This window comes from Ktedonospora formicarum, from assembly GCF_016587355.1.
Classification (GTDB): Bacteria; Chloroflexota; Ktedonobacteria; order Ktedonobacterales; family Ktedonobacteraceae; genus Ktedonobacter; species Ktedonobacter formicarum.
Map to the genome: position 1 here is coordinate 3,759,693 of NZ_BNJF01000001.1, position 20,791 is coordinate 3,780,483.

The window sequence follows — 20,791 nt, forward strand, 5'->3', positions numbered from 1 at the left end:
ATGCCATTTTCATCAGATGATGTCACTTATATAAGGATTGCCTGTATGTAGTGTAGTACTTTTGTAAACTATGAAGTAGTTCATTTTTTGCGTCTACTAGATTGCGATACAATACACTCTAAGATCGACAAATGTCAATGGTTATTATATTTTACCTTTTCAGTGCTGAGGTGATTAACGGTGTCATACGTACCAACAAATATCTGCCCTATTTGCCAGAATAACAACCCTCCTGGGCAGCAAGTCTGTTCGCGCTGTGGCGCTGCGCTCACGGGGAGCAGCGGCGTCCCCCCGACGGTACAGGCTTATGGGGGCTCATCTCCCCAATATGGAACTCCACCCCCTTATGCCGGCGGCTCATCTCCTGAATATAATGCGGTGCCTCCAACTATGCAGGCTCCTACACCAAGTGATGTGCCCTATACTCCACCGCCGGCTACGTCCGATCCCTACAATAGCGGCGTTGGCTATAATCCGTATAGTGGCCCAGGCGCGCCTCTGCCACCTACCAATTATGGGGCGAATCCCTATGGGGCGAGTATGCCAGGGTATGCTCCAACCCCAGGGAGCTATGGCTATGCGCCGCCCAAGAAGAAGACCTCTCCCTGGCTTGTCGTTGGTCTCGTGATCCTGGTTGTGGTCTTGCTGCTTTGTGGCGGGGGATTCTGGGGCTTCTCCAAGCTGCTCGGCGTTGGCTCAAGTGATGGTCAGGCCAACCTAAATCCAAAGGGCATTAATTTTAAATATAGCGGCGTCAATATGACTGTGACCTCGCTTGCTCAGGCGAAGACCTTTGATGATGACTCTTATATCTATGAGAGTTCAACCGGCTCGACCCGCTACGTGCGTGTGAACCTGCATGAGGCATATCCTGAGTCGAACGGTCGGCGAGTTTATTACTTTGTTAGCTATACCAGCGGCTTTAAGTTGATGACCGCTGACAATAAGAGCATAAAGCCTCTCCAGGAGAAGTACTATACGAGTGGTTCAGCGGGACAGTCCCGTGAGAACTGGCTAGACTTCAAAGTAGATAAGGCTGTAGAGGACCTTAGTCAGCTAGTGCTCAAAGTTGGCAATGAGGGCACTGGTGAGATGGTAATGTCAATCCCGCTCAAAGATAATCCCGATTTGAGCAAGTATAACGATAAAGCTATCACTCCCAACAAGGCCTTCTCCTATGCTGGGATGAGCTGGACTCTGAAGAACGCTTCCCAGAGTTATTCGTTTGCTGGAAAGCAGGCGCAGGATGGACAGGTGTTTGTTACCATTTCGCTTGTCGCGAATAATCCCACAGAGAACTCATACTACATGAGCGACTTCGTGCTCCTGATTGGGCCGGATAACAGTAAGGTTGATCCTGACCTCTATTCCGATCTGAGCCAGTTCTATGTGATTGAGCCTCATGATACCAATGTCGAAGGGTTCGCGATGTACCAGATCAAGGCCTCTCCAACTGGGCAGTATGGACTCTACTTCCTGCCCGGTCGGAATAATGCCTGGCCCGCGCAAACTCTTACGCTTCAGTTCTAGCAGGCCACTTGCCATGAAGGCGTAACATGCGGCGCGCGGCTGCTGCCACAGGGTCAACTCCCAGCTGTGTCAGGCAGTCGCGCGTCGCGCATCCTTCGGGCGTTCCTAATTGATGACCTCGGTAGAAGCAGGGCATGCAGGGAAGGTCAAGATGGACGATGGCGACCTGCTCTTTATTTGCGCCGGGGTAAGGCCCCCAGGCGTTGTAGTTGGTCAGACCAAAGATGGCGATGACTGGGGTGCCGGTGGCGGTGGCGAGATGGGCCAGACCAGCATCATTGCCAATGAAGAGATCGGCCTGCTCCAGTACGGCGGTCGCGACCTTAATATTTCCTTTGCCTGCCAGGCTACGCACTGGTACTCCTGAGCGTAATTGCCCCATGATGCTCTGATGTAATTCTACTTCTTCCGGCCCTCCTACCAGCAAGAGTTGTCCTCCTCCCTCACTATAGAGCGTGTCGGCCAGTTGGGCGAAACGCTCAGGGGCCCAGCGGCGCGCGGTACTATAGCCACCGCTACCTGGATGGATGGCAATTATGGGGTGAGGGACCTCCTGTGGAGACGCGCCTTCATATACCAGGGTGTGCGCGGCTGCTCGTTCCTCCTCACTGAGCGGCATCTCCAGATGGGGAGAGGCGCTTAACTGCGCGCCTACGGCTGCGGCGACAGCCATGTTATATTCAGCCTCATGCATTGCGCCAAAACCCTCGTCCTTGACGCGTACATTGAGAAACCAGCCATGCCCATTATCGAGGCCGACGCGCCACTTTGCTCCGGTAGCGCGCATCAAGGCCTGATGCTTCATGCGACCAAAGCGGAGTGTCAGATGGTGGAAGAGCAGGACCGCGTCATAGTGACCCTCGCGTAGCGGTTTGAAGATCTCTCCCAGGCGCTTGAGGTTGCCTGGATGCTTGATAATTTGCTGTGGATAGTCGAAGAGATATTTGTCTAGTACAATGATATTATCAATGACGTCCCAGCCCTTTAGTAATCCGGCGGAGTCAGGGGTGACTAGCAGATCGATACGCGCCTGGGGATAGCTGGTGCGCAAGGCGCGTAGGGCAGGGGTTGCAAGCAGTAGATCACCCAGCCCTGCAAGCTTCACGATTAGGATGCGCGCGTTATCGGGCAGGGTGATGGATGTGTCTATCGCCCTGGTAATTTGGGATTGCATTGTATCGCTCATACTGACCACCTGTAATAGTATGTCTGTCCAAGTGTACGGAAGCCAATGCGCTGATAGAGACGCTCACTCTGCTCTGTGGGCGAGAGGCTGGAGACGCGATAGCCAAGCTCCTCCGCTTTGTCAAGAATGTGTAGCATCATACTGGCGGCGATCCCCTGGTTGCGTGCCTGGGGCAATGTGGCGACGCCAAAGATGCCCACGACCCCCGCGTAGAGTTGGAGTGAGGTGCTGGCGACAGCCTGACCCTGTTGATAGCCAAGGAAGTGCCGCCAGGAGTAACTGGGGCCGAAGCCAGAGCGGCGATACATCTCATAATACCGTTTGATGCTGCTCGTTGGTGTGTCGAAGCCGATGCGTTCAATCTCACACAGCAGTTTGAGTTCCAGGTTGCTCTGGACTTCCCGTATCTCTAGATCGGGGCAGGTTCGCAGGTCTGATACACGCTCAGGGAGCGAGAGAGCCATAATTGTATCGGCGTGGACGCGCTCGAAACCGTGAACCTCCAGGTGCTGCCCAAGGTTTTTAGGTTGTGAGGCGAGGTCAATGGTCCAGCTAAAACTCGTGGCATGACGCTTCTTATAGTACGCTATCATGGTTTTGATGTGACGCACGATAGAGCCACTGTCATCGCTGGCGAAGCGAGAGCGCAGGACACCGTTGAACGTTGGTGAGACCGCGAACCAGAGCAATTCCTCATTTTCGTGTAGCTCGGCGCTGGGGAGTACACGTCCGAAGCAGGCCATCTCTTCCGCGAAGTTGTCTGAGACCGCCTCAATCAGGTGAGCATCAGAGAGAGATAGTAACGGAGTGTATGTTTGGCTCATTCAACAATCTCCTTCTCGTAGCGTGAGGATTGTCTGAGCTTCTCCTGGACGGTGGTATGAACTTGTTCAGGTGAGATATTCTTCATGCATTGTGTGGTATGAAAGCGACAGTTCGCGGGCCCTTTGGCGAAGTAGCAGGGGCTACACCAGATGTCACTGCGCAAGATTGTTGCCTCTGGACTGACAGGGCCACTCATCCCTGGATCAGTTGGTCCGTGAATGGCGATGAGGCGCGCGCCCACCGCAGCCGCAATATGCATGGGACCACTATCGCCCGATATGACCACGTCCGCGCGTTGAAGAAGGGCCGCGAGCTGTGGCAGGCTGGTCTTACCCGCGAGATTATAAACCTGTGCTTGTGTGCGACGTATTACGGCTTCGATCAAGGGCTGGTCGTTTGGAGCACCGGTGAGTACGACATTCATGCCATCATCATTGACCAGGCGTTCGATCAGGCGTGCCCAATAAGGGACGGGCCAGCGCTTTGCGTAGCCGTTGTGTGAGCTCACCTGACAGGCAACCAGAGGTTTGACCGTATCAATACCTTCCGCTTGAAGAAGTTGTTCGACGGACTGTGTCGTTTCAGGTTGTACCTGAAGCGTTGGTACACGCGACGCGTCATCCGGGGTCGCTCCGCAAGCGCGAAGGAGCTCCATGCAGTAGTCTACTTCATGTTTGCGTTCACCTTCAGCCCAATGCTGTCCGGGGACGCTATCAGTCATGAAGCCAAAATAGCCTTCTTTGCTAAAGCCAACGCGTCGAGGCGCGCCACTGAGGGCCGCGAGGATACTGGCCCAGGGACCGGAGGCGCTGACTGCCAGATCATAGCGCCGCTCGTGCATCTGAGTTCGTAGCGCTTGTGCCGCACGCCAGTTAGGGCGTTGTAGCAAGGCTTTGGGGCGTCGCCAGATGTTGGGATCATAGGTCAAGAGGTGGGCAATATCGCTATCCCCGCGCACGATTTGCGCGCTAGAGGGGATGGCAAGCAGATCTATCTCTGCCTCTGGGTAGGTGCGGCGAAGCTGGCGGACCACAGTCATTGACATCACAAGGTCGCCAATCAAATCGACGCGAATGACCAGGATGCGGCGAGGATGAAAGGTTTTTGGTGTGAGTGGAACGCGGCTTCGTCCCATCTCCTTGAGCTTGAGAAAGGCTCCGATGCCTCCTAGCGTCAGAGCGATGCCCCCCAGCAGGAGACGCTTACTAGTATGTACGATTGCGTTGCGCAGCTTGCGTTGCGTATCGGGCCGGGTTGGATAGCCATACTCATCGAGGTCGGGTGCCACTGGCTCGGCTGCTGTCTGTACCATAAGAAAGAACTGTCCCAAATGATGAAAAACGGCATTTAAGGACACCGCACAGGCATCCTCTCTGCATTATAGAGAGGTCAAGCGAAAGATGCAAACTTTTGCCCGAAACGGGATGAGAGGTCCCGTTCTGTTAAAGAGGGGCCTCTCATGTGCTTGCTTAGCGTACCTGAGACTCAAAGCGATTATGGACGAGTAAACGGCTGGTTCCATCACTGGCAATAGATTTAACGGCGAGCGAGATGCGGTTATCCTCGTTTAACGCGTTCCAGTAGTCGTTGATGACTTCTTCAGGGCTACCTTTGAAGGGGAGCAAAAGAGGATCGCCCGAGAAACTGGGCAGCGGGTTGCCAGGGCTCATATAGGTTGTCAGGCCATAGCCGTAGCCAGGAGCTGGTGCGGCAGGACGGTAGGTATAGCGATCTGTCAGTTCGGGGTTGGTCGCGTTGGCTTTGAGGATGTTGAGCGTGATCTCTCCCTGTGGCTGGCGCAAGTCAAGCATGCCGCTGATGCGAGGTGTGTAATGGGGAGCGTCCGGCTCGCGCTCGCGGGTTGCCAGGGCCGAGTCAAAAGTCTGCCCAGCGTGGAGCGCTTCATACAGTGTGCGTGTCTGATCGCCATTGCTGACAAGGTAGAGGCTCGGTAGGTCAAGCATCGCCTCGTAGATGATCAGGCTCGGATCAGCAACCAGGCTGGCATCTACAGGCTCAGTGCGCAGAATGCTGTCTGTGACTGTGAAGCGGCGGTTGCGGCTCTGCTCGCTCCGCCCCATAATCCAATAGATGATGAGCCAACTATCATCGTGTGAGGCTCGACCGATGACTAGCCCGCGCCCCGGATATGGGTTGCTACGAATGTGGGTTACAAAGGTATTAGTCGCGATAGCATTAGCATCTATCATAAATTGTATATAGTCTCCTTTAGCCTGCCATGTCGCAGGGAATACTAGGATATTTGCTTTTTCAGTATAGACCATAGAGGCACAGACGTGCTAACCAGGGGCAAACTATGCTGCCCCTGGCGCGTCTTTCTGGCTACGCTTGCGTGGTAGAGGGTTCATCAAGCGGAGAGAGCAAGCGTGTAGCGGCGTCCAGTACGGACTGTTCAGAAACGGAGCGTACACAGGGGTGTTGTGGTAGCTCCTCCTCACGAAAATCCAGGCGTCCGCAGGGCATGAGGGGACAGCCTGGGCAGCGCTCAGTCGAGACAATAACCAGGTGGTGTGCCTCTGGTCCCCAGGGGCCAAAGATTCGCGGATCGGTTGGCCCGAAAATGCGTACGGTTGAGACATCTTGTGTGATCGCCAAGTGTAAGGGGCCATTGTCCACGCCCATGACCAGTTGTGCATGCCCTAGCAGAGCGGCGAGTTGCCCTACACGGCTATCACTTATCAGAAGTGGTGCTACATCCATCTCATTCGCGATTTCGTCAAGCAGTGGACGTTCTTTTGGTGTGCCAGTCAAGACAAAGCGTAGATCGGGATATTGCTTCTGGAGCGTGTTCGCGCAGGTGGCCCAGGCGGAGGCACGCCAGAGCTTGACCGCGCCTCCGGTCCCAGGATGAATAATTGCGAGAGGGGATTGTGTGTCAATCTCCGCCTCCTTAAGGCGCTCGGTGACCCACTGCTCATCCTCAAGGCTGGGATAAAAGCGTAACGGATAGCGCTCAGGTGTGAAGGGCTGTTCCAGTGCTTCACGTCCCAGTGCTTCTAATCCCGCACTGGCAAGTTCCAGATTATAGAACGTTGAATGCTTATGCTCGGGGAAGGGCAACGCATGGGTAAGGAAAGGCGTCGCGGGTGCGAGCGCGTAGCCTACGCGGCGCGGAACACCAGCCAGATACATCAGAGCCGCCCCCCACCAGAAATCAGGCCGCAGATTGATCGCGACATCGTAATGTCCGTTGCGTAGCTCACGCGCTGCTTTCCAGAGCAGGGCATAAGGGGAGAGTGGCGACTGCGCGGCACGCTGAAAGCCAGGGAAGTTGCATAGTGTCAGATTATCCAGCGCCGGGTGATGCAGCACGATCTCCCCTGCCCAGGGGCCTGTTAGCATCTCAATGTCAGCATCGGGTATCTGCTCGCGTAGCGCATCCAGCACGGGAGTAGCCATGACCATATCGCCCAGATGATCAGGGCGTAGCAACAGGATGCGTGGCGCGTTCAACTTTTGTGTGGCATACTTGCGTGCCGCCAGCGCGCGCGGAAAACCCAGAATACGCACCAGGAGCAGAATCAGAGTCCGAAGAGCTTGTTTCATCGCCGCACCTCGCTATCGCTTGTACTTGGAAGCAGGCGTTGTACGGCTTGCCATACATCATCGACCGTGATAGACGACATGCAGGTGCAGTTGTGGCACTCGCGCATCTTGCCCTGGAAGAAGCAGGGCTGGCCCGTTGGATGTTTCCAGAGACCAATATGCTTTGGATCGTTTGTTGGATAGGGGCCGTACTCTGTCGGGCTGGTAGGGCCAAAGATGCCGATGACGGGGATACCCACAGCCGCCGCCATATGCATTGGGCTACTATCGTTGCCGATGTAAAGCGAACAGGCTTCGAGCTGCGCGCCCAGTTCTCCGATGCTGGTACTTCCCGCGCGATCTAGCACGCTGCCAGCGGGAACTTCCAGCCCCTCTAGCAATTGACGCGTGAGCGGAGCATCGCTAGGGCCACCGATGAGCAGGACACGCGCGCCTAACTCCCAGACGAGCTTCTGGACCAGGGCGCGATAGCGCTCCAGGGGCCAGCGCTTGGCGGTCAGGTCCATACCTGGATTGCTGCCACCACCGACGAAGACCGCTATCTGAATGCCATCATAGCGCTGGGCCTTCGCGCGTTCATTCTCTGTTGGAACAAAGCGCATGCCAGGCTGCTCAAGAGGGAGCTTGAGCGCCCGTGCCAGATCGAGATAGATATCAGCTTCATGTTCAAGCTGCTGGAGCGAGGAAGAGACCGCGACGCGGTCTGTCAGCGAGAAACCACGTCCCTGGCTATCGGGTCCGACACGGCGGGGTACGCCAGCAAGCCAGGGAAGTAGTGTGAGCATGGGCGAGCGATCCAGCACAAAGGCCAGGTCAAAGTGATAAGCGCGCAGGCGTTTCGCGAGCGCGAAATATTCGCGGGTGCTATAGCGTCCAGAGATGCCAACAGAGCCGCAGTCAATGACTTCATCGACTGCGGGATGATGTTCCGGAATAACTTTGGACCAGGAGCCCGCAACATAGGTAATGCGAGCATCTGGATAAGCGTGGCGCAACACCTCTAGCAGAGGTGTGGTCATAATCAGATCGCCAAGGCAACAGGGTTTGATGATGACGATTGAGCGCGGATTTGTGCGGGCGCGTTGTACAAAGGGAGTGCGCAGGATATCAAGCAGAGCAAATGGAATGCGCAACAGTGTACAAAGCGCGCTAATAATATGCTGGCGCAGGGTGGGGGTCCTCCAACTTCTGCTAATCTCTTGTGTGTGTATGTGTAAATATCGATGTTGTTTGTCAACGGAATACGCTCCCATTGTAACAGATTCCAGGCATCAGAGGGGATGAAGAGGGAAAATCGGGGCAGACTAGAATTGCCTGTACGTTAACAATGAAGCAACTGTACAGGCAGACGGTGTTGGTTTAGGAGCTTAGAAAAGCTAGGCATTGATACCTTGAGGATAATTTGCCCGTGTTAGAAAAACTTCGTATCCCTGAGCCTGCAAGCGTTGTTGGACCTGGAAGGCGCTGGTCAAATTGGCGAAAGGGGCGAAGAGGGTGGGGCCGCTTCCCGAGAGGAAGACATGAGAAGCACCTACCTGGAGCATTGCTTCTCGCGCCTGCGCAACCTCTGGATAGCGCTCAAGAACTCCGCGTTGCAGACTATTATGCAAGGTATCAAGTCTCAATTCGATACCCTCCTCAAGCGCGCTTCGCACCACGCGGCTGCTGGTGCCATCGCTGTAATCTTCAGGTGAGAGATGGCGAAAGACATGGGCTGTAGAGACGCTAATAGCGGGCTTGAGCAGGAGCAGCCAGCGCATAGATTGCGGCCAGGAAGGCGCGAGGGGGGTAATGCGTTCGCCACGTCCTTCACAAAGGGCCAGGCCTCCAACCAGAAAGAAAGGGACGTCGGAGCCAAGCGAGGCCGCGATCTCATGTAAGTCGGAGGCTGTGAGAGGCAATTGCCACTTCTGCTGTAGCAAGAGCAGGGTTGCCGCCGCGTTGCTACTTCCTCCTCCTAGACCAGCTGCCACAGGGACGCGTTTATGAAGCTCAATCATAAATCCCTGTGGAAGAGAGAGTCTCTGCCGCACTGCCTGCACCGCGCGTACAATTAAATTATCCTCAGTCGCAAGCTCTGGGCGAGAGCAGGTAATCGAAATAGTGGGTTCCTGTGTCTCGCTCAGGCAGATCGTATCATAGAGATCCACGGTCTGCATAAGCGTGGTCAGCTCATGATAGCCGTCCGCGCGACGGGTCAGCACGTCGAGGGTGAGATTGATCTTGGCGTACGATTGAATGAAGTGGGTACGCCCAGTTAGGCTCTGTTGTGGTGCAAGTTGTGCGTTATTCATGGCTGCATTGTGCCTGGAACAGATATGCTTGTCAAGCATAGATATTCTTCACTGCCGAAAGTCGTGCTTTCTTTATATATATTCCCCATTTGCCTATGAGTTGCGCTTGCAATGGCAAGCATATAAGCGTAGAAAAGGATAGCTGCACGATAGCCTAGAAATCCTGATCGGAAAGAAGAAACAAGTAGTCCTATGATATACTATGATGTATGCATGCATAGATTGCCTATTCTGCCTATAGAGAGCTTCGTGTAGAACGTTTGTCTGGAGATTCGATGGATATTACTGTAGCCTATTTTCACCCTTTATTTCACCCTGAGACTGTGAAGCGTGATTTTGAGCGAATTCGCGCGGCGGGGGCGAACAGTATTGTGTACGCTATACACGAGGAAGATGAGCAACGTTGGGGCAAGGATCTGGAGCGAGGTTTGCGCCAGGCGCAGGATCTCGGTTTGAAAGTTATGCTGAGCCTGGGACGCTATGGGAACCTCTTCGCGGGTCCCTCACATATGCCAAGCTGGTATACCTTCCGCAATCCACAATCGCGGGTTCAGGATCGCCATGGGCGCTATCATGGGGTCACCTGTTATAACCATGAGCCGTTTCGCTCCTGGCTCTTTGGTGAGATCGAGTTTTATCTCAAGAATTATCCCATCAATGGGATTTTGATAGATGAGCCACGTGGCCCCGATATTACCTGCTTCTGCCCCGTCTGTCGTGCCCTCTGTCCCGATATCGCGGACCTTGAGCATTTCCGTCGTCGCTCGATGTGTGACTTTTTAGGTGAACTCTTCGCTACCGTCAAGCATGCCAGAGCCAATGCTACAACAGCTATTGTATTGTTGCCCCAGGAGCTAGAACTACTGGAAGAACTGGTGACGATTCCCGAGCTAGACACGGTTGGTTGCCATCTCTTCTGGCAACTGCTGGGTGAGGAGATGAGTAAAGTAGAGGAATGGGGGCGCAGTGTTGTAGAGGCCACGCGGCGGACGGAGAAGCGGAGCCAGCTCTGGCTTCAGAATTATAGCCTGAGTGAAGAAGATGAGAGTGTCTTGCAGCCCTCATTTAAGAAGATGTGTGACACTAAGCCGGACGAAGTGGCTTGCTACTACTACTGGCGTAATAACGAGCGCCCGGAGCAGGTCTGGGAGATTACAAAGGGCCTCTTACGCAGCATCCCTCGCAAACAACTTTTCTGGCGTCATTCAACGCGACCACGCATACCCGCCATCTCACTCCCTGGAGTGAATGCGCGCGAAGCGCAAGGCGAGACAGACTCATCCCAGCCATAATTGCGCCTCATGTCGTAATAAAGCGGGAGGGGCGTGAATAGGTCTTACAGCCCATTCACGCCCCTCCCGCTTTATTGCAACTGATTTATGGGCGAGGAGGAAGGGAGAGCGATGTTGAATCGTTCTTCTCTTCATGAATCTTCTCAAGTACTGTGCGCAGGCTCTTGATCTGTTCCTGTGTGCTCTCGATGCTCTTGTCCGCCGTCAGGATAACACCCTGGATAGTGAGTGCCTTCAAAGTACGTGCATCGGCCTCATTGAGATTGTTGTTGACACGAATGAAGGCGGGATACTGTACTGAACTGCGAACTGTGCTATAGTGCAGAACGTCTTCAATGGTCAGCTTCCCAAGCTGCTTGTCGCCAAGATCAAAGTCTAGTAGAATCGCGGCAATACCATCAAGTGCCGAAAGGTTACGGATGGTGAAGTATGGCGAAATGTCACCTGAGCGCAGAGGCGATAGCACGCTTTGCGAGGGGAGGATTACGACCTTCTCTACTTCCTTTGGCCCCTGAGCAAGCAGGTGGGCGGGGGCATTTAGTGGCAGTGTAATATAGTTGAAGCCCTGATCCTTGATACTGGTGAAGGCGTCGGTATCAAGTGACTCCCAGTTTCCGCCAATGATGAGACCACAGACGGTATCATCCTGCTGAGCGCGAGCCGAGTCGAGCTCTTTCTTGAGGGTCGCAAGAGCCTCTTTATCTTTTCCATCCCAGTGGAAGAGCAAGCCATCGGCTCCCGCTTTAAGCGCGGCTTCGGCGCTACCAGCATTGACCGAGGGAAACTCGACAACAAGGGCGGCGGCGTGTGCCTTGGATTCGGCTCTGCTTTTTCCCAGGAAGCCCATCCCGCTACCGCTTCGCGCCCGACGTGCCTGCGTAAACAAATCTTGCAGTTTAGCCATATCCTAACGTCTTCTCCTTATCGTTACACGGTCACTTCCCTGGTGAGCCGTGCTATGCAATATATGTCAAACGGTTCAGATCAAACTGGATGCATCGCCTCTCGAAAACCTCAGTATGGCTTGTCTATGAAAAGCATTTGCCAACGCTTGCCTGAGCGGCGGCTAGCTTCGCCGCCACATGCTTCCACTTCAAGCTGAGCCTTTGGTGTGTGACGTCCAAGCATCTTAGGCGGTTGCGCTCAGGCGAATGAATCGCTTGCTTGCCACAACAGTGTTGCCGCGCTCTCAATTGAGGGTTGGTTTTCGTATGAGACCGTAGTGTTCATTATAGCACCTTTTCATCGGGACTGGCGGCAGATTTATTGATAGCCATTCAGTTCTTGAGCGTTTTCACATTGTGGCTCTATATCAGGATTTGGTGCGCTAACCAACAACCAGCAAATAGATAAACAACAGCACACCAACACCTGCGATAGTGAGCACTACGATCAGTGTAAAAAGGAGAGAGGGGCGAAACGCATCGTTCTCAATCTCATGATGCGTATGCAAGAAGTGCCAGAGCGCGAAGAGTAGCGAGAGGATACCTACCGCGATAAAAGTTGCCCCAGTGATCGTGGAGAAGTGTACTCCGGTTGCGGGCTCGGATTTCGGCTCGATCTGGCGCAACAAGAGCCCAAAGCGTGAAATGACGAAGCCAAGACCGATGATGGCGATAGCTGTGCGTATCCAGGCTAGCATGGTGCGCTCATTCGCGAGGTGATCTGCCGCCCTCCCTTTCTGGAGTATTGGATCTGACTGCTTTTCTTGCCTCATAAGCTACCCTTTCGAAAAGTTAAGTAATTCCTCTCTTAGTGATATACCCGCAACCAATATTCCTGATTCTCTGTCCATCCACTTGTCTGGTGTGCGAAGATATGAAGCGATGGGAGGGGCATGAGGATTACATAGCAGGAGAGAGAGAATGATATACGAGCAAGTCATGGAAGCCACTCAGGCTATCCGTCTACACGCGCCACAGAAGCCCGTGGTAGGGTTGATTTTAGGTTCCGGCCTGGGAGACCTGGCAAATGAGATTGAGAACCCCATAGCGCTTTCTTATGAAGATATACCCCACTTCGCGCGCTCAACGGTCCCAGGCCATGCCGGACGCTTACTGCTTGGTTCGCTGGCGGGGGTCCAGGTTGTCGCCATGCAAGGGCGTTTTCACCTCTATGAAGGCTATAGTGCGGTTCAGGTAACCCTACCAGTTCGTGTGATGCGTCAGCTTGGGGTGCAGACCTTGATTGTCACTAATGCCGCCGGTGGTGTCAATCCCGCCTATAAACCAGGTGATGTTATGCTGATACGCGATCATATCTTCCTGCCCGGGATGGTGGGGATGAGTCCTCTGGTTGGGCCAAACGATGAGCGCTTTGGGGTACGCTTCCCGGCGGTCGCTAATGCCTATGGTGCGGATCTGCGCGCGCTCGCGCGTGAGGCGGCGACGCAGTGCTCAGGCTTGCATTTGCATGAAGGGGTCTACACCATGGTCGTTGGGCCGCAATTTGAGAGTAAGGCCGAGCTACGCTTCCTGCGCTTGATTGGGACGGATGCGGTGGGTATGTCAACGGTGCCAGAGGCGGTAATCGCGAAGCATATGGACATGCGCGTGCTTGGCATGAGCCTGATCACCAATACCGCGACAGGAGATGAGCACGAAGAGGTGGACCATGTGAGCGTGCTAGAGGTGGCGAACTCCGCGCGTCCGAAGTTCGCCGCGTTAGCACGTGAAATTGTGAGCAGGCTTGCTAATCAGGAACTCTAGTATTAACTAGGCTGCCTTCTTGATCTGAATGGCTTTGACACTCCAGTTGAAGCGCTGCCCCTTCCAGTCGGTCAGATAGTAGAGGTAATATGTACCAGGCTGAACGGTTGTGCCGACTTGATACTTCCAGGTAGCTTTACCATCATTGCCGCAGGGCTGTAGGGACGGGGTGTCACTGGAGAAAATCAAGGCGTTTGGCTCCTCGCCAGGTATGGGTTGTCCCAGGGCATTGAGGTTGTGTAGGAGGGCATTATTGTCCTTGCTCAGTGCTGTCCCTGTCGCATCTGGGTCCTTGGTGAGCCAGAGCTTGCAGGTGATGCCAGATGCCTTCAGCGCGTCTCCACTGCAATTGGATGGTCCTTTTTTCCCTTTTCCCGTTGCCTGTATGTCAGCGGTATAGGTCGTTGTGCCATCGGCTGCTTGTGTATAGTCGCTGTATTTAGCGTCGGGGCAACCAAGGTTGGTTGCCCCGACGTCGGGGGTTGTACGTACAGTGGGCGTGTTTGAGGGCGCTTTGGTTGCCTTCACGGTCGGAGAGGTCTTCACGACGGGAGGAGGAGTATTCGTCGCTTTTTTAGGACGGTTCATGGCATTGAAGGTAAAGCCAGAAAGCAGACCCGTAATGGCAAACAAGAGTAAAGCGGTGATGATAACCGCCTGCGGCCTTGTGTTGCCCTGGGTTTTATCCGTAGTCGGTTGACGATTGCGATCAAATTGTTGCATTCTGCAAACGCTCTCTTCTCTGCTAAGATCTTAGGCGAAAACCAATGTTACTGATGTGACAAGCATATCCATCCTGATTTTCGCATAAGGAGTCATTGAGATAGTATAGTTATGCTTAGCCATATATAAATATTTTTTGGTAAGTTCGTTTTTATGATACCATGCGGTGGCATATGGGAGGAGAAAAGACTGAATATGTAGCCAAAAATGGGGACACTTCGCACTATAGCGAGATGTGACGGGGGAGAATGAGCTATTTCTGGATAGGCTAGGCCTGTGGGCTTTTCACCTCAAAATAGATCCAGGTCCAGTTCGCGTAGATGCCATCCCAATCCGTGAGCACAACGAGATAATACTTTCCGGGTTTGGTGTCGGGTGCGAGGCCAAACTTCCACCGACTCTGTCCCTGTTTATTGCTCTGTTGTACTTGAGGGCTACCGTTATCGAAAACCAGCCCATTGGGAACCTCATGAGGTAAGGGCTGCTGGAGTTTCTCTAGATGTGTCCAGGTAGATGCAGGTATTTCGATGCGTTGATTATCAGGCACTGTAGCTAGCCATAGCTTAAATGTTATGCCTGCTTGCTGGATTGCTTTCCCCGATTTGGTACACTGCCCGGATTTGTCTACGGCGTGAGCCGAGAGCGTATAGATGGGTCCGCTACCGGGCGTGCCCTGGTAGACGGTCTCATCGATAAGGGGGCAATTGAGAGGTACTCGGACGTTTGTGGGTGTTTGAATCGCGGCGGGATTCGCTTGGGTTGTGGAGGGGATATGTGTGTTATGAGAGGAAGATTGAGAGTGACGATTGATAATGCCAGCCGTGAAGCCGAGCATAAGGCCGGAAAGGGCCAAGAGCAGCAGGGCAAGAATAATGATCCCGGTTACCTTAGGAGCAGGCGCGCGGTTAGAGAACGGGTTAGGTACGTCATTGAGCGTCATATAATCTGGCTGTGCATTGGGCGTTGTTTTGAATGTAGATGCAGACATTTTGCGTGCATGCCCTTTACTTGTATCTTTTTGACTGATCTATTCTCTTATCATACCATGACTGCACTCTAGTGATACAGATTTCATCTATTGATAGGCCAAATTGGTAGTTTCGTGTCATGTAACCGGTTCTGACGGCGTTCAAAACAACGCACATCGCTCAGAAATATGCCCTGGTGAGAAAGAGACCGGTCTAAACCCTGGGGGAGGCCTGACCGGCATTACTCGAACAGGGGGTAGGGGAAGGTTCGAGTAGGATTGCTCTCTTCCCAATGTTGGCGCGGATTGCCGGAGTAGGAACAACCACCCGCCTTGCTCGTCACGTTATATCGTGAGCTAGCCCGCCAGCCTTAGGTCATGAGCAACTCTCTGTTGTAATTCAACGCGTATCGCTCTTTCTTTAGGGCACAATCTCTCTCATTCTGCCCAGCCTGGTATGGTACAATACGTAGATATAAGATTAGCATAAGCGCGGATTCTGCATATTCCACGCCAATCAATGCTCGACAAAGGAGTCTCATTATGGGCTTTCATCCCCTGGAACTTGCGATAGTAGCCTTTATTTTACTGGCGATCTTTGGCCCCAAGAAACTTACCTCTCTTATGCATTCGATGGGTAAAGGTGTAGCCCAGGCCAAGAATATGAAGGATAAGATCATGGCGGAAGTCCCCGTGGAAGATCTCTCAAAGCTCAAAGAGCAAGTAAACACGGTGACCAATCCCGGCAAGGCTATCCAGCGCCTCTTGCTCGAAGAGAAAAAAGAAGAGCCAGGATCAAGTGCTACGCCAGGCATACCCAGTACCAGTAAAGAAGTGTAGTTCGGCGATAAGTAAGCTAATTATGCGCGTATACTGAACTGTAGAGAATAGATTGTAGTCAGTAACTATTTTCTCAATACAGGAGATATCCCAATGGCGGAACTATCGCAGATGCAGTGTGAGGCGTGTCGCGCAGATGCCCCCCGCTTGAGCGACGATGAGATCGAGCAGTATATGAAAGAGATTCCCGCCTGGACGGCGGTGGAGCGCGATGGCGTCATGCGTCTGGAGCGTGAATATAAGTTAAAGGACTTTGTGACTGCGCTGGCATTGACTAATAAAATTGGGGCGTTGGCTGAGGAGGAAGGGCATCACCCTGAGATTGTCCTGACCTGGGGTCTGGTTGGCGTTTCCTGGTGGACACATGCTATTCAGGGATTGCACCGTAACGATTTTATTATGGCAGCCAGGACAGAGGCGACCTACCAACAGGATTTCAAATAGGGTGAGCCCGACGCAAACTGAAGTGCTGTGCCTACCTATGCGGTGCTTACGCCTTCCAAAGGCTGCTGTAGACGTCTGAGAGGGGGATATTCAGTTCATAATCTGAATATCCCCCTCTCACTATTTTATTCTCGTGTACGGAGGGCGTGAACCAGCAAGAATTGTGGCACATGAACGCTCCGCTCACGCGCTGGTTGCCCCTCCACTAACTCAGGGGCTAACCCAGGCTCGATGATCTGCTGAAGCGTGCAGCCTGCGCGCATGAGTAGATTGAGATAGGCGCTCAGCGGGCGGTGGAAGGTATAGCCATAGAGATTGGGATGTGTGTGTTCATGTAGATACTCATGTACCGCTACATAACCCTTTGTTTCCCACTCCGATGAGGATTCTTCGAAGCAAGGATGGGTGATGGAGAAGATCAGACTTCCACCGGGTTTGAGAAGCGAAATGCAGTTGTGTATTGCATCCTCATAGTCTGGAATGTCCATGAAAACCATATTTGCCACCAGCGCGTCGAAGCCATCAGTCAGCTTTGTCCGTGAAGGCATGACGGTGAGGTCTTCTTGAAGGTAGGTAATGCCGAGTGGCGTCTTTTGCTCCTGCTCTATGGCGTAGCGGTAGAGATTCTCAGAGGGCTCTATCGCGTATACACGTGCGCCTCGTTGCGCCATCAAACGGCTGAGATAGCCATGCCCACACCCAGCATCCATAATTGTTTTGCCTGACAGATCGCCCAGCAATGAAAAGAGATGGGGATTCAAGATATGCTGGCGCGCGAAGTCGCCCTCATTGCCAAGCGCCTCGATCATAGAGCGCGAATATGTGCTCCAACTCTGGATAACCGCATCATTGGATGGATTGCCTTCTACGTTCATTGTGCCTCCTTGCTGCTGGCTAGAAGCCTTAGATTTTAAACAGCCCCTGGCGGGTAGCGGACCCCTGATCTGGCAGGCTGATGATATCTATGCTTTGATTGCGTGCCTCTGATTGGAGTAGTGCCTGAACTAGCACTTCAGCCACATCCTGGCGCGCGATCATGCCGCTTGTGGGCAAGGGGTGAGGCGCGACAAAGACACCCTGCCCACCCTGGTCGTTGCTCAGTCCTCCCGGATGGACAATGGTATAGGTCAGACCGCTGGTGATGAGAGCTTCCTCTGCCCTGCGCTTGGCGCGTAGAATATGCGTCAGGGGAGGAATGCGCTCCGGCATGTTGGTGCTCATTGACGAGCAGAGAACTACCTGCTTGACCATTGCTTTCTTTGCCGCTGTAATCAGATTGACAATTGTAGTGTGTTCGCTCTCTTCGATGATCTCTTTATCGCTCATAGAGCGGGTCCCAATGGCGCTAATCACAGCGCTCACGCCTTGCAGTGCTGTGGTGAGCGACTCGCCATCGAGTTGCTCGCAGATCGCGATTTCGGTTGTAGGTGAGGAGAGCCCATCGCCTTTCTCCGCGCTGCGTACGGCGGCGCGAGCGGGAATCTGTTTGCCTTGAAGAGAGGCGATGACATGTCTCCCCGTTTCCCCATTGGCTCCGAGGACCAGGACACGTCCATGAAAGTCTGCCATGAGTTTTACTCACTCCTTACCAAGGTGTGTTTCTCTCTATTGTATTGTGTAGAGATCTATTTTTCGAGCAGAGCCACAGCTTGACAGGCAATACCCTCTTTGCGCCCCACAAAGCCCATGCCATCGGTTGTTGCCGCTTTGATGCTGACCTGACTGATATCCAGGCTCAGGCGTTTTGCGATGCACTCGCGCATTGCTAGAGCATGTGGCGCGATTTTTGGGCGTTGAGCAACAATTGTCACATCGATATTGCCGATATGCCAGCCCTGCTGCTGAATCAGATTATGCGTGTAGTCAAGAAAGACGGTGCTGGGCTGATCTTTCCAGCGTGGATCTTCTGAAGGGAAATGCTGTCCGATATCGCCCAGGGCGGCGGCTCCCAACAGCGCGTTTACGATGCTGTGCAATACGGCGTCGGCATCCGAATGGCCGACAAGTCCATATTCATGAGGAATCTGAATACCCCCCAGAATCAAGGGGCGGTTGGGCGCGAAGGCGTGAACGTCATATCCAGAACCGATGCGTATCGTCATACTTGTTATCCTTTATTGTCTTATGCAAAAAACAACCCTCTAGAGAGGGGGTATTGACCATGGCTAGTGGACATGTTCAGATTTTTTGAGAGGCAGTCATAAATACTTCCGCAAAGAGCAGGTCCTCTTGCGTGGTGATTTTGATATTGGTATAGGAACCAGGGAAGACAGCGACATGATGTCCCAGGCGCTCAAGCAGCGTCGCGTCATCAGTCATGTCCTCCTGTGCGAGCGGGGTGTGGTGCGCTTCATGGATGAGCGGGAATGAAAAGACTTGTGGAGTCTGTACAGCCCAGAGGAGCGCGCGGTCGGGCGTCTCCGTAATTATACCCTCATGTACCTGTTTGATTGTGTCCTTGACGGGAACGGCGGCTATGGCTGCCTGGTGCTTCAGTGCTGCCTGTAAACCGGCTTCAAGAATATTGCCAGTCACAAAGGGGCGAGCCGCGTCATGAATCATCACCCACTGGCAACCAGGAACCTGACGGGCTACCTCATCAAGGCCGCAGCGTACCGAGTCCTGTCTACGCGCTCCACCAGGGATAATGGCGATCACCTTATGCCAATCTTCATGCTGGCAGAGTGCGTGTACGTCGGGCAGGCGCTCCGCGTTTGTGACGATAACAATAGTATCAATCACAGGCGAGGATTGGAATGTGTCAATGGTATGTGCGAGCGTGGCGCGCCCAGCCAGTTGGACCCAGAGCTTATCGCGGCCTTGCATTCTTCGACTGGAACCAGCGGCTACAATCACGGCGGCTGACGTTACTTGCATGTCTGAGGTACCCCTCTCTAATTCTCATGTGCGCGCATAAGGTCGTATGTATAAAACTCTCTTCCCTATATTTCAGAGAAACATCGGGTTCGATCGAATGTCACAGGCGGCACAAAGACGGCACCCGCATGGGGTGCCGCCAGATGTTCGTTTATCTATCACGCTTTGATATTATCAGTTTGTTCCTCTGCGAAAACCTGAACGCGCTCCGCGAGTGGCGACCACGGTGTAGGTTTTCTCGGAAGACCTTACTGCACCTGTTTCTGTTTGGTGGATGACTGGAGCGACGAGAGCGCGGCGCTATTGGTAGGTGGCTGCTTGGGATGAGCGAAGATCATCCGACCTGCCACCGTTTGCAACACGCGAGTGACGGTTACCTCAATCGTGGCATTCATATACTGGCGTCCGTTCTCGACAACAATCATCGTGCCATCATCCAGGTAGCCTACGCCCTGACCTAGCTCTTTGCCATCCTGCATAATTTTAATGTGGATGTCTTCCCCTGGCAAGAGTACAGGCTTAATCGCGTTGGCGAGTTCATTGATGTTGAGTACCTTGATTCCCTGCAATTCCGCTACACGGTTGAGGTTAAAGTCGTTGGTGATGATGGGGCATTGCAGTTCTTTCGCCATCTTGACCAACTTACCATCAACATCAGCGATCCCCTCAATGTCGATATCAACCATTTCTATGGGAACCGTCGCATCTTTCTGCAAGCGATTCAGGATCTCAAGTCCTCGGCGACCCCGGTTGCGGCGCATCGTGTCAGCGGAATCGGCAATGCGTTGTAGCTCATTGAGCACAAAGCGCGGAACGGTCAGAGTCCCGCTGATGAAGCCTGTCTGGCTGATGTCAGCGATGCGCCCATCGATGATAGTGCTGGTATCGAGCAGGATGGGTGATTGAACCCCGATCTGTAACCCGCTTCGTTCTTTATCGCGGTCTTTACGTTTGGACTCACGTTCGGATTCGTGATCGTCGTCGCGCTCACGGCGGCGAAAGATCGAGCTTTGGAAGAGTGAGGCAATATCGTTCTTGCGTAGGACCGCGATAGCCACACCCAGGTAGCCAAAGAGAAGCGCTCCCACGAAAGGTAAAACATGTCCCAGTGGCTCTGGCAGGCTGTTAAGCGGAATTGCCAGCAGCGCTGAGATAATGAGACCAACCGTCAAACCAATAGCAGCTGCCACCAGATCGCTCGCAGCGGTCTTGCGAATCTTGTCGCGCATCCACACGTAGGGGATGACTGTGATATATGGCGTGATGATAAAAGCAATAATTCCGAGGATGACAGCTATCACAGCGATCCATTGCCAGCCGAGCAGATTCTTGGGTGGAATATGTGTAAGCTGGTAGACGTAATAGCTGATAACGGCCCCTATAGCTATGAGGCAGCCGACAATGCGTGATAAAGTGTTAACGAACATCCCTGCATCCTCCGTCGCAGTACACAATGAAAGTGCAAAAAGTACTTGTGTGCTCAACTCAGCGCAAGTTGTGCGTTAGATCCCCTTTCTGCGGAAACCTGAGATTGTCGT

21 protein-coding genes are annotated in these 20,791 nt (G+C 53.4%); 5 read left to right on the plus strand and 16 right to left on the minus strand.

The window, feature by feature from the left end:
* Positions 1-180 precede the first annotated feature (180 nt).
* Positions 181-1,530, plus strand: a complete 1,350-nt coding sequence (locus tag K3T82_RS16125) for a hypothetical protein (RefSeq protein ID WP_220194459.1) — start codon at positions 181-183, stop codon at positions 1,528-1,530.
* On the opposite strand, the gene K3T82_RS16130 is transcribed toward K3T82_RS16125, so the two are convergent.
* The 7 genes from K3T82_RS16130 to ispE form a co-directional block, all read right to left on the minus strand.
* Positions 1,514-2,716 (minus strand): glycosyltransferase family 9 protein, encoded by a 1,203-nt coding sequence (locus K3T82_RS16130; protein WP_220194460.1) that lies wholly within the window; start codon positions 2,714-2,716, stop codon positions 1,514-1,516. The genes K3T82_RS16125 and K3T82_RS16130 overlap by 17 nt on opposite strands.
* Positions 2,713-3,540, minus strand: a complete 828-nt coding sequence (locus K3T82_RS16135; RefSeq protein ID WP_220194461.1) for a GNAT family N-acetyltransferase — start codon at positions 3,538-3,540, stop codon at positions 2,713-2,715. The genes K3T82_RS16130 and K3T82_RS16135 overlap by 4 nt, the downstream gene beginning before the upstream one ends.
* Entirely contained in the window at positions 3,537-4,853 is a 1,317-nt protein-coding gene (gene waaF, locus K3T82_RS16140) for a lipopolysaccharide heptosyltransferase II (protein ID WP_220194462.1), read from the minus strand. The genes K3T82_RS16135 and waaF (K3T82_RS16140) overlap by 4 nt, the downstream gene beginning before the upstream one ends.
* Before the next feature lie 157 nt (positions 4,854-5,010).
* On the minus strand, positions 5,011-5,751 hold the full coding sequence (locus K3T82_RS16145) for an IMP cyclohydrolase (RefSeq protein WP_220194463.1): 741 nt from the start codon (positions 5,749-5,751) through the stop codon (positions 5,011-5,013).
* Positions 5,752-5,884: 133 nt separating this feature from the next.
* Positions 5,885-7,108 carry a glycosyltransferase family 9 protein gene (locus tag K3T82_RS16150; RefSeq protein WP_220194464.1) on the minus strand — a complete coding sequence of 408 codons (1,224 nt, stop codon included), beginning with the start codon at positions 7,106-7,108 and terminating at the stop codon, positions 5,885-5,887.
* Positions 7,105-8,361 carry a lipopolysaccharide heptosyltransferase II gene (gene waaF, locus K3T82_RS16155; protein ID WP_220194465.1) on the minus strand — a complete coding sequence of 419 codons (1,257 nt, stop codon included), beginning with the start codon at positions 8,359-8,361 and terminating at the stop codon, positions 7,105-7,107. Before waaF (K3T82_RS16155) ends, K3T82_RS16150 begins: the two co-directional genes overlap by 4 nt.
* Before the next feature lie 123 nt (positions 8,362-8,484).
* The gene (gene ispE / locus K3T82_RS16160; RefSeq protein ID WP_220194466.1) at positions 8,485-9,441 is read right to left on the minus strand and encodes a 4-(cytidine 5'-diphospho)-2-C-methyl-D-erythritol kinase; all 957 of its coding nucleotides are present in this window, start codon (positions 9,439-9,441) and stop codon (positions 8,485-8,487) included.
* Between the two features lie 236 nt (positions 9,442-9,677).
* Here ispE and K3T82_RS16165 point away from each other — a divergent pair, with 236 nt between their 5' ends.
* A complete protein-coding gene (locus K3T82_RS16165) occupies positions 9,678-10,694 on the plus strand; it encodes a hypothetical protein (RefSeq protein WP_220194467.1) in 1,017 nt (338 codons plus the stop codon).
* 85 nt (positions 10,695-10,779) lie between these two features.
* Here the strand turns inward: K3T82_RS16165 and K3T82_RS16170 are convergent, their stop codons facing one another.
* On the minus strand, positions 10,780-11,598 hold the full coding sequence (locus K3T82_RS16170; protein ID WP_220194468.1) for a hypothetical protein: 819 nt from the start codon (positions 11,596-11,598) through the stop codon (positions 10,780-10,782).
* Positions 11,599-12,021: 423 nt separating this feature from the next.
* Positions 12,022-12,411: a YidH family protein gene (locus tag K3T82_RS16175; RefSeq protein WP_220194469.1), complete on the minus strand. Its 390-nt coding sequence runs from the start codon at positions 12,409-12,411 to the stop codon at positions 12,022-12,024.
* A 151-nt stretch (positions 12,412-12,562) separates the two neighbouring features.
* On the opposite strand from K3T82_RS16175, the gene K3T82_RS16180 reads away from it, so the two are divergent.
* A complete protein-coding gene (locus tag K3T82_RS16180) occupies positions 12,563-13,402 on the plus strand; it encodes a purine-nucleoside phosphorylase (protein WP_420799306.1) in 840 nt (279 codons plus the stop codon).
* Between the two features lie 6 nt (positions 13,403-13,408).
* Here the strand turns inward: K3T82_RS16180 and K3T82_RS16185 are convergent, their stop codons facing one another.
* Both K3T82_RS16185 and K3T82_RS16190 read right to left on the minus strand, forming a co-directional pair.
* Positions 13,409-14,125, minus strand: coding sequence for a hypothetical protein (locus K3T82_RS16185; protein ID WP_220194471.1), 717 nt, complete (start codon positions 14,123-14,125; stop codon positions 13,409-13,411).
* 268 nt (positions 14,126-14,393) lie between these two features.
* Entirely contained in the window at positions 14,394-15,113 is a 720-nt protein-coding gene (locus tag K3T82_RS16190) for a hypothetical protein (RefSeq protein ID WP_220194472.1), read from the minus strand.
* A 522-nt stretch (positions 15,114-15,635) separates the two neighbouring features.
* Between K3T82_RS16190 and K3T82_RS16195 the strand changes: the two genes are divergently transcribed.
* Both K3T82_RS16195 and K3T82_RS16200 read left to right on the plus strand, forming a co-directional pair.
* The gene (locus K3T82_RS16195) at positions 15,636-15,932 is read left to right on the plus strand and encodes a Sec-independent protein translocase subunit TatA/TatB (protein ID WP_220194473.1); all 297 of its coding nucleotides are present in this window, start codon (positions 15,636-15,638) and stop codon (positions 15,930-15,932) included.
* Positions 15,933-16,025: 93 nt separating this feature from the next.
* Complete coding sequence (locus K3T82_RS16200) at positions 16,026-16,376, plus strand: 4a-hydroxytetrahydrobiopterin dehydratase (RefSeq protein WP_220194474.1); 351 nt, start codon at positions 16,026-16,028, stop codon at positions 16,374-16,376.
* A gap of 125 nt (positions 16,377-16,501) precedes the next feature.
* Here the strand turns inward: K3T82_RS16200 and K3T82_RS16205 are convergent, their stop codons facing one another.
* The 5 genes from K3T82_RS16205 to K3T82_RS16225 all read right to left on the minus strand — a co-directional run bounded on the left by K3T82_RS16205 (position 16,502) and on the right by K3T82_RS16225 (position 20,680).
* Complete coding sequence (locus tag K3T82_RS16205; protein ID WP_220194475.1) at positions 16,502-17,251, minus strand: class I SAM-dependent methyltransferase; 750 nt, start codon at positions 17,249-17,251, stop codon at positions 16,502-16,504.
* 28 nt (positions 17,252-17,279) lie between these two features.
* Complete coding sequence (locus tag K3T82_RS16210) at positions 17,280-17,945, minus strand: SDR family oxidoreductase (protein ID WP_220194476.1); 666 nt, start codon at positions 17,943-17,945, stop codon at positions 17,280-17,282.
* Between the two features lie 56 nt (positions 17,946-18,001).
* Complete coding sequence (ispF, locus tag K3T82_RS16215) at positions 18,002-18,478, minus strand: 2-C-methyl-D-erythritol 2,4-cyclodiphosphate synthase (RefSeq protein ID WP_220194477.1); 477 nt, start codon at positions 18,476-18,478, stop codon at positions 18,002-18,004.
* A gap of 76 nt (positions 18,479-18,554) precedes the next feature.
* Positions 18,555-19,253 (minus strand): 2-C-methyl-D-erythritol 4-phosphate cytidylyltransferase, encoded by a 699-nt coding sequence (gene ispD, locus K3T82_RS16220; RefSeq protein ID WP_220194478.1) that lies wholly within the window; start codon positions 19,251-19,253, stop codon positions 18,555-18,557.
* A 248-nt stretch (positions 19,254-19,501) separates the two neighbouring features.
* The gene (locus tag K3T82_RS16225; RefSeq protein ID WP_220194479.1) at positions 19,502-20,680 is read right to left on the minus strand and encodes a PIN/TRAM domain-containing protein; all 1,179 of its coding nucleotides are present in this window, start codon (positions 20,678-20,680) and stop codon (positions 19,502-19,504) included.
* Positions 20,681-20,791 lie beyond the last annotated feature (111 nt).

What these genes read in the sequence shown, in the direction of transcription:
- waaF (WP_220194462.1), bottom strand. Translation starts at nt 4,853, where the DNA reads ATGGTACAGACAGCAGCCGAGCCAGTGGCACCCGACCTCGATGAGTAT.
- K3T82_RS16145 (WP_220194463.1), bottom strand. Translation starts at nt 5,751, where the DNA reads ATGATAGATGCTAATGCTATCGCGACTAATACCTTTGTAACCCACATT.
- K3T82_RS16150 (WP_220194464.1), bottom strand. Translation starts at nt 7,108, where the DNA reads ATGAAACAAGCTCTTCGGACTCTGATTCTGCTCCTGGTGCGTATTCTG.
- ispF (WP_220194477.1), bottom strand. Translation starts at nt 18,478, where the DNA reads ATGACGATACGCATCGGTTCTGGATATGACGTTCACGCCTTCGCGCCC.
- ispE (WP_220194466.1), bottom strand. Translation starts at nt 9,441, where the DNA reads ATGCTTGACAAGCATATCTGTTCCAGGCACAATGCAGCCATGAATAAC.
- K3T82_RS16205 (WP_220194475.1), bottom strand. Translation starts at nt 17,251, where the DNA reads ATGAACGTAGAAGGCAATCCATCCAATGATGCGGTTATCCAGAGTTGG.
- K3T82_RS16225 (WP_220194479.1), bottom strand. Translation starts at nt 20,680, where the DNA reads ATGTTCGTTAACACTTTATCACGCATTGTCGGCTGCCTCATAGCTATA.
- waaF (WP_220194465.1), bottom strand. Translation starts at nt 8,361, where the DNA reads ATGGGAGCGTATTCCGTTGACAAACAACATCGATATTTACACATACAC.
- K3T82_RS16195 (WP_220194473.1), top strand. Translation starts at nt 15,636, where the DNA reads ATGGGCTTTCATCCCCTGGAACTTGCGATAGTAGCCTTTATTTTACTG.
- K3T82_RS16135 (WP_220194461.1), bottom strand. Translation starts at nt 3,540, where the DNA reads ATGAGCCAAACATACACTCCGTTACTATCTCTCTCTGATGCTCACCTG.
- K3T82_RS16210 (WP_220194476.1), bottom strand. Translation starts at nt 17,945, where the DNA reads ATGGCAGACTTTCATGGACGTGTCCTGGTCCTCGGAGCCAATGGGGAA.
- K3T82_RS16200 (WP_220194474.1), top strand. Translation starts at nt 16,026, where the DNA reads ATGGCGGAACTATCGCAGATGCAGTGTGAGGCGTGTCGCGCAGATGCC.
- K3T82_RS16170 (WP_220194468.1), bottom strand. Translation starts at nt 11,598, where the DNA reads ATGGCTAAACTGCAAGATTTGTTTACGCAGGCACGTCGGGCGCGAAGC.
- K3T82_RS16165 (WP_220194467.1), top strand. Translation starts at nt 9,678, where the DNA reads ATGGATATTACTGTAGCCTATTTTCACCCTTTATTTCACCCTGAGACT.
- K3T82_RS16130 (WP_220194460.1), bottom strand. Translation starts at nt 2,716, where the DNA reads ATGAGCGATACAATGCAATCCCAAATTACCAGGGCGATAGACACATCC.
- K3T82_RS16175 (WP_220194469.1), bottom strand. Translation starts at nt 12,411, where the DNA reads ATGAGGCAAGAAAAGCAGTCAGATCCAATACTCCAGAAAGGGAGGGCG.
- K3T82_RS16185 (WP_220194471.1), bottom strand. Translation starts at nt 14,125, where the DNA reads ATGCAACAATTTGATCGCAATCGTCAACCGACTACGGATAAAACCCAG.
- K3T82_RS16190 (WP_220194472.1), bottom strand. Translation starts at nt 15,113, where the DNA reads ATGTCTGCATCTACATTCAAAACAACGCCCAATGCACAGCCAGATTAT.
- ispD (WP_220194478.1), bottom strand. Translation starts at nt 19,253, where the DNA reads ATGCAAGTAACGTCAGCCGCCGTGATTGTAGCCGCTGGTTCCAGTCGA.